Source organism: Herminiimonas sp. GW821-FHT09C12 (assembly GCF_059416385.1).
The window spans coordinates 1,097,832-1,110,127 of record NZ_JBWKPC010000002.1; the positions used below are offsets into that span (position 1 = coordinate 1,097,832).

Sequence of the window (12,296 nt, forward strand, 5' to 3'; positions counted from 1 at the left end):
ACTGATATCGGAAAAACCTAACAATATGGATACCAGTCAGATTACCGGCCTCATACTCGCAGGCGGACGTGGCACCCGTATGGGCACTGTTGATAAGGGCCTGCAACTCTTCCGTGATGCGCCCATGGCTTTGCACGTGTTGATGCGTCTGTCGCCGCAAGTCGGCTACATCATGATCAACGCCAATCAGAATATCGCGCCGTATGAAGGTTTTGGCGTACCGGTCTGGCAGGATGAAATGCAAGGATTTGCCGGCCCGCTAGCAGGTTTGCAAACAGGCTTGATCCATTGCGAAACAGATTATCTGGTTACCTCACCTTGTGATTCACCTTTCCTGCCCAAGGATCTGGTGGCACGTCTTGCCGCCGGATTGGAAGAAAAGAACGCCGATCTGGCCGTTGCCATCACAGGTGAAGGCGAAACACGACAAGCGCATCCGGTATTTTGTCTGGTGAAGGCATCCTTGTTGCCACATCTGACGCTGTACCTGCAAGAAGGTGGTCGCAAATTCGATAAATGGTATTCATCGCTCACGGTAGCCGAAGTTCACTTCGACGATGAAGATGCCTTCCGCAACATCAATACGCTGGACGATCTGCGTAAATACGAGACCACTGCATAATGAATCTGCGCTATTCACACATCCTGCGCGATGCCGCACTTTCCGATTTAGATGAGCCCATGTCCAACGATAATCCTGCCGACAGCAATCCTCCGCCAGCAACGCTCTCCAATGTAATCAGCTGTCTGTCGGATTACGACCCTGATGCGTTGCCAGTACCGGATGCGCAAACAATCATTCGTCAATTCATCCAGCCTATCAATGCAGTGGAAAAAGTCGCAATCCGCAGTGCACTGGATCGCGTACTGGCAGCTGACATCGTGTCACCTATCAATGTCCCTTCGCACGACAATTCGGCGATGGATGGCTACGCCTTGCGTGGCAGCGATTTAAATAAAGATAAAGACCTGAACCTGAAGATAGTCGGCACCGCCTATGCTGGTCGCGCCTATGAAGGCCAAGTCAACAGCGGCGAATGCATACGCATCATGACCGGTGCCGTCATGCCGGTTGAGTGCGATACCGTCATTCCGCAAGAATTCACGCGAGACGAAAGCGAAACCGGCGTAACCGTACCCGCCGGCACCGTACGCACCGGTGACAATCGCCGCCTCAAAGGCGAAGACTTGGCAGTCGGCACACCCGCGCTGCAAAAAGGAAAAATCCTCCGCCCTGCCGACCTCGGCTTGCTCGCTTCGCTCGGCATAGGCGAAGTGCCAGTGCAACGTCGCTTGCGCGTTGCATTTTTCTCGACCGGCGATGAGTTGCGTTCCATCGGTGAAACCTTGGATGAAGGCTGCGTCTACGATAGCAATCGCTACACGCTGTACGGCATGCTGACGCGTCTGGGTTGCGACATTGTCGACATGGGCGTAATCAAGGATGATCCGGCTGCGCTGGAAGCTGCGTTCCGCACCGCTTGCGAAAACGCTGATGCCATCATCACTTCCGGCGGCGTTTCCGTCGGTGCAGCCGATTACACCAAACAAATGATGGCTGAATTAGGCGATGTCACGTTCTGGAAAATAGGCATGCGCCCAGGTCGCCCTATGGCTTTCGGAAAAATTTCGTCGCATGGCAAAGAAGCTTATCTGTTCGGCTTGCCTGGTAATCCGGTTGCAGTGATGGTGACCTTTTACTTCCTCGCACGCCAAGCATTGCTGCACATGATGGGTGCCTCGGCAGTAGAACCGCCGCCTTTACTACGCGTCGTATCGAAGGCAGCAATCCGCAAACGCCCTGGTCGTACCGAATATCAGCGCGGGATTTTGAGCCGCAATAGCGATGGCGTACAAGAAGTGCGCACCACTGGTTCGCAAGGCTCAGGCGTGTTGCGTTCGATGTCAGAGGCAAACTGCATGGTCGTACTGGAACATGAGCGCTCTGAAGTCAAAGCCGGCGATCTGGTCGATGTGATTTTGTTTGACGGATTGATTTGAGCTAAAGAATTTCGGCTCATGGCATTAAAAAGCGTCGTTTCAGATTGAACTGAAACGACGCTTTTTTTATGGGTTCAACTTACTCAGTTACAGCTTGCCTGCCTTCTTCAAACGATAGGTCAAACCTTCCACAATATCCGTGCTACCATTCTGCTTGGCAAAATCAATCGCTGTCATGCCTGCTTCGTTCTTCAGCGTGGCATCTGCTCCGGCATCGAGCAAGGCTTTCACAATGAAAATATAGCCACCACGCGCAGCCATCATCATCGGTGTAGTCTTGTTCGGCGATAAGGCATCCAAGGCAGCCGATTTTTTGATCAACAGTTGCACAATCTCGCTATCACCACCGGCAGCCGCGTAATGCAATGGCGCCCAGCCATCCTTGTTGACCGCAGCACCTTTCGCCAGCAATGCTTCCACAGCAGGCTTGTTTGCCTTGAAGGCCGCGATCATCAATGCAGTATCACCATCCCTCGATTGCGCATCCAGATCGATACCATTTGCATTCAATAGCAAGGGAAAGACCTTCATCGAATTTTCACGCATGGCCAGAATCAAACCGGTATCGCCGCGCTCTTCTTCTATCGTATTCGGGTCAAAGCCGCGCTTTAACAAGGAAGAAATTTCTGAAGGATTATCAATCTTCACCGCACGAAAATAATCATCGTACGCGCCAGCATGCGCCAGCTGCGGCGATAGTGTCATCACAGAAGCAATGATGAACATGCCACAAGTCAGGCGACGCATGGGCGACATCAAACTGTGATTCAGTTTTGCGTTCAGCATGGTTTCACCTTGCGATCTTGAATAAATTGAAGAAGTTATCCGTCGTCTGCTGCGCAATCTGTTCCACCGGAACGCCTTTCAACGTCGCCAGATATTCAGCCACATGACACACAAAACCCGGCTCGTTCACCTTGCCGCGATGCGGCACCGGAGCCAGATAAGGCGAATCTGTTTCGATCAGCATTTGTTCCAGCGGCACTTCACGTGCAACCGCCTGCAAATCCTTGGCGCTTTTGAAAGTCACGATGCCGGAGAAGGAGATATAAAAACCCATTTCCATCGCAGCCTTCGCCACTTCCAGCGACTCGGTAAAGCAGTGCATAACGCCAGCCGCACCACCTGCATCTGTACCAGCGCCTTCTTCACGCATGATGCGTATCGTATCTTCGGATGCGGCGCGAGTATGAATGATCAGTGGCTTACCGGTCGCACGCGAAGCGCGGATATGGCGGCGAAAACGCTCGCGCTGCCATTCCAGATCGCCTTCCAGACGGTAATAATCCAGACCAGTTTCGCCTATCGCGACGATTTTCGGATGATCGGATAAACGGATCAAATCATCGACCGATGGCTCCGGCGTATCTTCATAATCCGGATGGACACCAACCGATGCGTAAATGTTTGGGTAGCGCTCTGCCAGCTCCAGGACGCTGGGGAAATCAGGAAGATCGACCGAAACGCATAAGGCGTGGCTGACTTTATTCTCGGCCATCTTGCCAAGAATCTCTGGCATGCGCGCAGCCAGTTCGGGGAAATTGATGTGACAGTGGGAATCGATATACATAGTAGGCAGAATTGTACGCGCCTAGCCGTTTTACTGCGATGGTCGGCGCGAATAAGGCTTACCGTGGAGAATCAGGCTCGCCTCGTCGGCAAGGCGGCCTTCATTGCAGATGAATGAGGAGTGCCGATCAGCACTCCTTCTGCTTACAGCGTGTGTGTAGCGCGCGAAGACCCAAGTGCGGCACCTAGCAACTCTTCTATACGTTGCTTGATGCGCTGACCGCTCTCGTCAGCGGAAAACTGTACGCCTATGCCTTGCGCCTTGTTGTTATTCGCGCCAGCAGGCGTAATCCAGGCGATCTTGCCGGCAATCGGATATTTGGTCGGATCGTCCATCAAGGTCAGAATCAGATAGATTTCGTCGCCGATTTTGTACGACTTGGTCGATGGAACGAAGATGCCGCCATTCGCCAGAAAAGGAATATAAGCGGCGTACAGCGCGGATTTTTCCTTGATCGGCAAGGACAAGACCGACGGTCTGCCGACGACGGGGCTTCCTGTTGCAAGCGGGTTATCTGCCATTACTCACCTTTCAGGAAAAAATCGTCGAATATTCCAGCAACATGTCTTCGATAAAGAGCTTGGGTGCCAAGGGATGCTCGGCAATTGCGCGCCTGTCGTTGACTGCCTTGATCTCCTGCAACAATGCGCCGGTATCGACACGTTGCGCCAGCGCGCCCAGCTCTTTTTTATAGCGCGGGTAGTAACGGATTGTGCCGGAAAGTTTGACGGAAAGCACGTCATACAACCACCGTTGCAACCACGCGACTAATTCCGGCACGGGTGTTTTTTGCAAGCGATCCGCAGCCTTCAAGGCACCATCGACACCGGACTGCGCCAACTGCCGCAAGAAGTCATCCATCGTCTCACGCGCACCGGCTTGCGAGGCTTCAAATGCCGCCAGAGGCGCGCCACCCTGCTCCGCCAGCCAACCGTCTGCGTCACTGACTTGCTGTGTCTTCAACCATTGCAAGGCTTCTTCCTTGCTCGGCATTGCCAATGCAAATTTACGGCAGCGCGACAAGATGGTCGGCAGCAAACGATCCAGACTATTACTCACCAATAGAAACATCGTTTGCGGCGGCGGTTCTTCCAGCATTTTCAGCAGGGAGTTCGCCGCTGCAGTATTCAATACCTCGGCCGGATACAACACGATCACACGCATACCGGAGCGATGCGTGGAAATATTCATGAAATCGGCTAACGCACGAATTTGATCGATCTTGATTTCTTTCGATGGTGCCTTGGTCGCTTTGGCTTTTTTCGACTCGCCTTCTGCTTCGTCGCCCTCTACACCTTCGCCGTCGTCCAGAATTTCAGGACGCACACGGCGATAATCTGGATGACTGTATTGCGTAAACCAGCCACAGGCATCGCATGTACCACAAGCATGACCATCAGAGGCAGGTGTTTCACACAATAGAGATTGCGCAAAAGCGTCAGCGAATGCGGTCTTGCCTATGCCTTCAGCCCCATGAAACAAAATCGCATGCGGCAAGCGTTCGCGCAGTTGCTGCAACTGCTGCCAGGAAGACTCCTGCCACGGATAAAGCGAGGCGCTCAAGAATCTATCCCTGCAATGATGTCGCGCAATTGCTCCTGGATCGTCGCAATTGCTTGCGTCGAATCGATCACGTGGAAGCGCTGTGGAAATTCAGCGGCACGGCGCAGATACTCGGCACGCGTCGCGGCAAAGAAATCCGCCTTCTCTTGTTCAAACTTGTCCAGTGTACGTGTGGCATCCAGCCGTGCACGCGCCACATCCAGCGGCACGTCAAACAACAACGTCAAATCCGGTTGCAGATGCGGATGCACCCATTGTTCAAGCGCATCGAGTTTTGTTCTATCCAGCTTGCGGCCACCGCCTTGATAGGCAAAAGTCGCATCGGTAAAACGATCAGAGATAACCCAATCGCCACGCTCCAGCGCCGGCGCAATCACTTGTGCAATATGCTCGCGTCGCGCAGCGAACATCAGCAGCGCTTCCGTTTCCAGATGCATTTTTTCATGCAGCAAAATCTCGCGCAGCGCTTCGCCCAGACGAGTGCCGCCGGGTTCGCGCGTGACGACGACAGTCTTCTTTTTCTCGCGCAACAGTTCAGCCACAAACGACAAATGCGTGGATTTACCCGCGCCGTCTATGCCTTCAAAGGTGATGAATTTTCCTGTCGTCATGCCGCAACCATAAAAGGATTCTTGTTAATTATTTACGTTGATATTTGTTCACTGCGTTGTTGTGATCGTCCAGATTGGCCGAAAACTGGCTGCTGCCATCGCCGCGTGCAACAAAGTACAAGGCATCAGTTTTCGCTGGATTCATGGCTGCATGCAAGGATTCTGCGCCTGGCAAAGCAATCGGCGTCGGCGGCAAGCCCGCACGCGTGTAGGTATTGTGCGGCGTATCGGTCAACAGGTCGCGTTTGCGGATATTGCCTTTGAACTGATCGCCCATGCCATAGATCACGGTTGGATCGGTTTGCAACAACATGCCGTGTTTCAAACGATTGACGAAAACCCCTGCGATCATGCTGCGCTCGGATTTCTTCCCGGTTTCTTTTTCGACGATGGAAGACATGATCAATGCTTCATACGGCGTAGCATATGGCAGCCCGGCATCACGTGCCGCCCACGCTTCGTTCAAACGCTTGATCATCAGGTTGTAGGCTTGCTTGTAAATTTGCAAATCGCTGGAATTTTTGGCAAACAGATAAGTGTCGGGATAGAACAAACCTTCCGGCAAGGCGTAATCGCTGGAGATTTTCGCCATCAAGTCTTTATCCGACAAACCAGCCGTATCGTGTTTTAGCGCAGGATTGCTATCGATCGCCTGACGCATCTGCTTGAAGCTCCATCCTTCGATGATGGTCAGTGCTTCTTGTGCAAACTCACCGCGTACCAGTTGCTTGACCAATTGGTTCGGCGTGGTGCCCGGCTTCAGCTCATAGGTACCAGCTTTCAGCTTGGTGCTATTGCCCGTCATTTGCGCCAGCAAGCTCATCAACCAGGAATTGACCGGCACACCTGCATCGTCGATCTGCTGCATGCTGCTTCTGAGGCTGCTGCCAGGAGCGATGGTGAACTCCATGCTGGAAGTTTGCTCAGCAGGAAGAATAGGCTTCTCGGCCCAAAACATGAAAGATGCGCCGGCGATGATACCCAGCAAGATGATGCGCCTGAATAATTTTTTCAAAACAAGGTCTCGGTGAAATCGAAGGCAATCCGACGTGTTTTTGCCACGCCACTATAATCAGACCCTAATGATAATCGCTGAACCACCCAACGCTCCAATTTATTGATTGAAATTATGACTACATGGCTTACTTTTCTAACTGAACAAGGCGCAAAAATCAGCGCCGACGCCGCTCCGCGCGTGCTGTCTTTCGGTGCAGAAATACCATCCGAGACTGCAAAAACCAATTTTGTCACACCACTGACTCATCTCGGCCTGATCGCTGCCGTCGGCGAAGATGCGCCACACTTTCTACATAATCAACTCACCAACGACGTAGAACACCTGAATAGCACCGAAGCACGACTGGCTGGTTATTGCTCCCCCAAAGGCCGCTTGCTGGCCAGCATGCTGATCTGGAAGACGGCTGACGGCATCATGCTGCAATTGCCACGTGAACTCCAAGCCGCGATACAAAAACGCTTGCAGATGTTCGTATTGCGCGCAAAAGCCAAGTTATCTGATGCGACAGAAGATCACGTCATGCTGGGCTTGGCCGGTCCTGCTGCAGCCAGCGCATTGATGCCTTGGTTCCCTACGCTACCAGTAGCCATTTACGGCAAAGTCGAATCGGAGGCAGGAACCTTGATTCGTCACTCCAACGCCTTCGGCGTGCCACGTTATCAATGGATTACCACGGCCGCACAAGCTATCGAAGCCTGGCCAAAATTGACTGAAGTCTTGCAAGCCAGTGGTGCAGATGCCTGGCAACTGGCAGAAATCGACAGCGGCGTGCCGCATATCACTCTCACAACCCAAGAAAAATTCGTACCGCAAATGATTAATTTTGAATTGATAGGCGGCGTGAACTTCAAGAAAGGTTGCTATCCAGGGCAGGAAATCGTCGCCCGCAGCCAATATCTCGGCAAACTCAAGCGCCGCATGCTGCATGCCAGCGTCGCTGCGACAGAGGTAGAACCTGGCACTGAAATTTTCTCCACAGACGATCCCGAACAGCCTTGCGGCATGGTGGTCAATGCCGAACGTTCGAATGCGCACACCATCGATTGTCTGGTTGAAATCAAGCTGGCTGCTACAGAATCCGAAGTCCATCTGGGCTCGGCACAGGGCCCTGTATTGTCATTCCTGACCTTGCCTTACCCGCTCACCGATCCGGCAGTTTGAGCGGCGACAGCAGATTCATTTCAAATCACGGACAATAGGCAATGGATCTCTACATCTACTACCGCGTGCATGTGCGCGATGCAGAAATCTTCCGTGCAAAAGTTTTGGCGATGCAAGATAATCTCGCCCGACTATACGGCGTCCGAACTGCGCTCAAGCGCAGACCAGATGAGCAAGATGGCATGCATACATGGATGGAAGTGTATCTGGATGCTGCGGAGGATTTTGAAGCGAAACTGGAACAAGCCATAGGCGTACACCAGTTGTTGTCGTTAATCGATGGCAAACGCCATACGGAACAATTTTTGGATTTATCTTTATGTGCTTAATCGTCTTTGCATGGCATGTGATCCCAGGCATGCCCTTGATCGCCGCAGGTAACCGCGACGAATTCTACGACCGTCCAGCCAAACCGGCAGACTGGTGGGACGATCATCCACAAATTTACGCAGGACGCGATTTACAAGGCGGCGGCACTTGGATAGGAGTCTCCCGTGAAGGACGTTTCGCTGCATTGACCAATATCCGTGCACCCGCAGAAATGCGCAACGATGCGCCATCGCGCGGTGCTCTGGTCACCAATTATCTGGCAGGAACAATGAGTCCCGACGAATACGTCGAAGAACTCAAATCACACAAAGAAGATTACAACGGCTTTAATCTGTTGATCGGTGACAGTAATCAACTGGTCTGGTTTTCCAACCGTGGCGATGGCGACGAACGCAACGGCAAGGCGCTGAGTCCCGGCATCTACGGCTTATCCAATTCCCTGCTCGATTGCGCATGGCCGAAAGTCGTACGCACCAAGGCGCAATTTGCCAGCCTGCTATGCCAGGGCGCGCCGGAAGATGCTTATTTTGAGATGTTGACCGACACCACCTGCGCATCGGATTGTCGCTTGCCAAAAACCGGCGTCAGTATCGAGCGTGAACGTCTGCTGTCAGCCGTCTGCATCGAATCGCCCGACTACGGCACACGCGTCTCGACCTTGGTCAAATTGAATGGCAGCGGCCATCCGGTATTGATAGAGCGCCCGACATTGGCCATGCGTTGAGCCGCAGCTCTACGAAAAATTATCGCTTCAGCTTGGCGCGTAACAACTGCTTGATGTGCGGTATTTCTTCGTAGGGATCGTAAGGATTACGCTGCTGCACGATGTCTTCCATGCGTTTGCGCGCATTGCCCAAAGGCTCCAGATCAGAATAAATATAAAAACGATCGTCGCGTATCGCATCGAAGGTCAATTCCGCCACTTCCGCAGCCGAAATTTTTCCAGACGCTACCGCTTTTTCTGAAAAAGACTGTGCAGCGCGCTGACTGGTAGTCGGCGCTGCATCATTTTGCATTTCATCCGGGCGATTACGCTCCGATTGGTGTATCCCGGTCGGCACAAAGAACGGACATAACAATGAAGTGCTGATCGGCGCTTCGATCAAGCGCAAATCCTGATACAGCGTTTCCGTCAGTGATACCACTGCATGCTTCGATACGTTGTAAATGCCCATCGTTGGCGCATTCTGCAAACCGGCAACCGAAGCGGTATTGACGATATGCCCTTCATACGCAGCATCGTGTTTGGCACACCCGAGCATCAGCGGCGTAAAGATACGCACCCCGTGTATGACACCGAACACATTCACGCCCAATACCCAATCCCAATCCGCTGCCGAGTTTTCCCAAATCAATCCGCCGGAACCAACGCCAGCGTTATTGAAGAGCAAATGCACGGCACCGAATCGCGCCATCGTCGCATCCGCCAAGGCCTGCACTTGTTCTGCCTTGCTCACATCGCAGCGCAACGCCAGTACTTGAGCGCCCTGCGCTACCAACTCAGCCTCGACTGTACTCAATGCATCTTGCTGCACATCGGCCAGCACCAGCTTCATGCCCTGCTGTGCACCGAGACGTGCAAACTCACGTCCGAAACCGCTGCCGGCACCGGTAATGACGGCAACTTTATCCTGAAAATTTTTCATGCCTGCTTTCAATCTGATTGCGTCATCTTCTTCGCAACATCGGTGCGACGGATGAATTTGAATGTCCCGCTGGATTTGGCAACCAGCTTGTCTGCATTCCACACTTCGCCTTCACAAAAATAAATGCTGGAGGCAGCATGAATCACCTTGCCTTTGGCGATTATGCGTTCGCCTTCCACGCCACCCGGCTTCATGAAGCTGGTCTTCATCTCTATCGTCACGCCGCCGCGTATACCCGGCTCCAGTGAACGCCCTGCCAATGACATCACGTTATCTAGCAAGGTCATGATGACGCCGCCGTGTGCGACATGCCAGCCATTGAGGTGACGCGCCTCCAAGGTAAGCGCAACGGTTCCTTGGCCACCGCCAAAGTCGACAACTTCAACACCGAGTTCTTGCAGGAAGGGAATGGTGGGCTGTGATGCTTGTGTAGAGGAATTCGTCATTGATGCTCTTCGTTACAAAATGGCGCCATTTTAGAGCCATAGTCCGCTTACGCAAACCTTGTTCGACATTTCGCTCTTGCACCCACGGGATAAGCAGCCCTGTTTTATCTCTAAAACAGGCTAGTTTGTTGCAATTCATATATGTAAGCGTTACGTAAGCTTCATGCAAGTATCCCGTAAGTTTCCAGTCGCACACTCCATTTGCGTACCCGATGTACGAATCTACTCGTGCGTCGAATATTAATAATTATTAAGGAGACGAACATGGCGACAGTATCCACAACTGATCGCAGTATCACACCGGAGGAACGGAAAGTTATTTTCGCTTCTTCGCTAGGTACTGTATTTGAATGGTATGACTTTTATCTATACGGCTCACTAGCCGCAATTATTGCCAAGCAGTTCTTTGCTGGTACCGATCCGAATACGGCATTTATTTTCGCCCTGCTCGCCTTCGCTGCCGGTTTCATTGTTCGTCCTTTCGGCGCTATCGTGTTCGGCCGTCTGGGCGACATGATCGGTCGTAAATACACCTTCCTGGTCACTATCGTGATCATGGGTACATCCACCTTTATCGTTGGCTTGCTGCCTAACTATGCATCCATCGGTATCGCTGCACCTATCATCCTGATCATCCTGCGTATCTTGCAAGGTTTGGCACTGGGTGGCGAGTACGGCGGCGCGGCTACCTACGTGGCCGAGCATGCACCGCACGATAAGCGCGGCGCGTTCACCTCCTGGATTCAAACCACGGCAACCATGGGTCTGTTCATGTCGCTGCTGGTGATTCTGGGTACACGTACTGCGATGGGTGAAGAAGCGTTTGCCGATTGGGGCTGGCGCATTCCGTTCCTGGTCTCCGTTTTCCTGTTGGGTATCTCGGTCTGGATTCGCTTGTCGATGTCCGAATCGCCTGCCTTCCTGAAAATGAAATCAGAAGGTAAAGCTTCCAAGGCACCATTGACCGAAGCGTTTGCAAAATGGGGCAACCTGAAGATCGTTATCCTGGCACTGATCGGTTTGACCGCAGGTCAAGCAGTGGTCTGGTACACAGGTCAGTTCTACGCCTTATTCTTCCTGACGCAAACACTGAAGGTAGATGGCGCAACTGCCAACATCCTGATCGCGGCTTCGCTGTTGCTGGCAACGCCATTCTTCGTGATCTTCGGTACGCTGTCCGATAAAATCGGCCGCAAACCTATCATCATGGCGGGCTGTCTGATTGCTGCGTTGACCTACTTCCCGATCTTCACTGCATTGACACACTATGCCAATCCAGCACTGGAAGCAGCATTGAAAAATGCTCCAGTAGTCGTTACCGCTGATCCAGCAACTTGCCAATTCCAGTTCAACCCAACTGGCACCAAAAAATTCACTTCGTCTTGCGACATCGTGAAGGCAAAACTGGCAGCAGCTTCCGTTGGTTATTCCAATGAAGTGGCACCTGCAGGCACCGTTGCTTCGGTAAAAGTCGGCGACACACTGATCACATCATTCGATGCGAACGGTTTGTCAAAAGAAGATGCTGCGGCTAAAGACAAAGCCTTCTCGAAAGAGTTGAGCGATGCCATCAAAGCCCACGGTTATCCAACCAAAGCTGACCCTAACCAAATCAACTATGGCATGACACTGTTGTTGCTGTTCATCCTCGTGATTTACGTCACGATGGTTTACGGCCCAATCGCAGCCATGCTGGTTGAAATGTTCCCAACCCGTATCCGCTACACATCGATGTCCCTCCCTTACCATATTGGTAACGGCTGGTTCGGTGGCTTGTTGCCAACCACAGCGTTTGCTCTGGTTGCATTCAAGGGCGATATTTACTACGGTCTCTGGTATCCAATCATCATCGCGTTGATCACCTTCGTTGTCGGTATGATCTTCGTCCGTGAAACCAAAGACAATGATATTTATGCCAACGACTAAACATCGTTAAGCATACATTCAAGC

At 52.3% G+C, this 12,296-nt stretch carries 14 protein-coding genes; 6 read left to right on the forward strand and 8 right to left on the reverse strand.

Annotated features, from left to right (window positions below):
- The first annotated feature begins 25 nt into the window (after positions 1 to 25).
- A complete protein-coding gene (mobA, locus tag AC07N2_RS15000; RefSeq protein WP_494778972.1) occupies positions 26 to 622 on the forward strand; it encodes a molybdenum cofactor guanylyltransferase MobA in 597 nt (198 codons plus the stop codon).
- A 59-nt stretch (positions 623 to 681) separates the two neighbouring features.
- Positions 682 to 2,001, forward strand: a complete 1,320-nt coding sequence (gene moeA, locus AC07N2_RS15005; RefSeq protein WP_494779263.1) for a molybdopterin molybdotransferase MoeA — start codon at positions 682 to 684, stop codon at positions 1,999 to 2,001.
- Positions 2,002 to 2,088: 87 nt separating this feature from the next.
- On the opposite strand, the gene AC07N2_RS15010 is transcribed toward moeA, so the two are convergent.
- From AC07N2_RS15010 to mltG, 6 genes are all read right to left on the reverse strand, one after another.
- Positions 2,089 to 2,787: an ankyrin repeat domain-containing protein gene (locus tag AC07N2_RS15010; protein ID WP_494778973.1), complete on the reverse strand. Its 699-nt coding sequence runs from the start codon at positions 2,785 to 2,787 to the stop codon at positions 2,089 to 2,091.
- A 4-nt stretch (positions 2,788 to 2,791) separates the two neighbouring features.
- Positions 2,792 to 3,571, reverse strand: coding sequence for a TatD family hydrolase (locus tag AC07N2_RS15015; RefSeq protein ID WP_494778974.1), 780 nt, complete (start codon positions 3,569 to 3,571; stop codon positions 2,792 to 2,794).
- Positions 3,572 to 3,714: 143 nt separating this feature from the next.
- A complete protein-coding gene (locus tag AC07N2_RS15020) occupies positions 3,715 to 4,092 on the reverse strand; it encodes a PilZ domain-containing protein (protein ID WP_494778975.1) in 378 nt (125 codons plus the stop codon).
- A 10-nt stretch (positions 4,093 to 4,102) separates the two neighbouring features.
- Positions 4,103 to 5,134, reverse strand: coding sequence for a DNA polymerase III subunit delta' (locus AC07N2_RS15025; RefSeq protein WP_494778976.1), 1,032 nt, complete (start codon positions 5,132 to 5,134; stop codon positions 4,103 to 4,105).
- Positions 5,131 to 5,745, reverse strand: coding sequence for a dTMP kinase (tmk, locus tag AC07N2_RS15030; protein WP_494778977.1), 615 nt, complete (start codon positions 5,743 to 5,745; stop codon positions 5,131 to 5,133). The genes AC07N2_RS15025 and tmk overlap by 4 nt, the downstream gene beginning before the upstream one ends.
- 28 nt (positions 5,746 to 5,773) lie before the next feature.
- The gene (gene mltG, locus AC07N2_RS15035; protein ID WP_494778978.1) at positions 5,774 to 6,760 is read right to left on the reverse strand and encodes an endolytic transglycosylase MltG; all 987 of its coding nucleotides are present in this window, start codon (positions 6,758 to 6,760) and stop codon (positions 5,774 to 5,776) included.
- 114 nt (positions 6,761 to 6,874) lie between these two features.
- Here mltG and ygfZ point away from each other — a divergent pair, with 114 nt between their 5' ends.
- Genes ygfZ through AC07N2_RS15050 form a run of 3 tightly spaced genes read left to right on the forward strand, consistent with a single transcriptional unit; the run spans position 6,875 to position 8,978 of the window.
- The gene (gene ygfZ, locus AC07N2_RS15040; protein WP_494778979.1) at positions 6,875 to 7,924 is read left to right on the forward strand and encodes a CAF17-like 4Fe-4S cluster assembly/insertion protein YgfZ; all 1,050 of its coding nucleotides are present in this window, start codon (positions 6,875 to 6,877) and stop codon (positions 7,922 to 7,924) included.
- Positions 7,925 to 7,965: 41 nt separating this feature from the next.
- Positions 7,966 to 8,253 carry a DUF4936 family protein gene (locus AC07N2_RS15045; protein WP_494778980.1) on the forward strand — a complete coding sequence of 96 codons (288 nt, stop codon included), beginning with the start codon at positions 7,966 to 7,968 and terminating at the stop codon, positions 8,251 to 8,253.
- Positions 8,244 to 8,978 (forward strand): NRDE family protein, encoded by a 735-nt coding sequence (locus AC07N2_RS15050; protein ID WP_494778981.1) that lies wholly within the window; start codon positions 8,244 to 8,246, stop codon positions 8,976 to 8,978. The genes AC07N2_RS15045 and AC07N2_RS15050 overlap by 10 nt, the downstream gene beginning before the upstream one ends.
- A 19-nt stretch (positions 8,979 to 8,997) precedes the next feature.
- On the opposite strand, the gene AC07N2_RS15055 is transcribed toward AC07N2_RS15050, so the two are convergent.
- Both AC07N2_RS15055 and AC07N2_RS15060 read right to left on the reverse strand, forming a co-directional pair.
- The gene (locus AC07N2_RS15055) at positions 8,998 to 9,900 is read right to left on the reverse strand and encodes an SDR family oxidoreductase (protein ID WP_494778982.1); all 903 of its coding nucleotides are present in this window, start codon (positions 9,898 to 9,900) and stop codon (positions 8,998 to 9,000) included.
- Positions 9,901 to 9,908: 8 nt separating this feature from the next.
- Positions 9,909 to 10,346: a PaaI family thioesterase gene (locus tag AC07N2_RS15060; protein ID WP_494778983.1), complete on the reverse strand. Its 438-nt coding sequence runs from the start codon at positions 10,344 to 10,346 to the stop codon at positions 9,909 to 9,911.
- Between the two features lie 264 nt (positions 10,347 to 10,610).
- Between AC07N2_RS15060 and AC07N2_RS15065 the strand changes: the two genes are divergently transcribed.
- Entirely contained in the window at positions 10,611 to 12,272 is a 1,662-nt protein-coding gene (locus AC07N2_RS15065; RefSeq protein ID WP_494778984.1) for an MFS transporter, read from the forward strand.
- Positions 12,273 to 12,296: the final 24 nt, after the last annotated feature.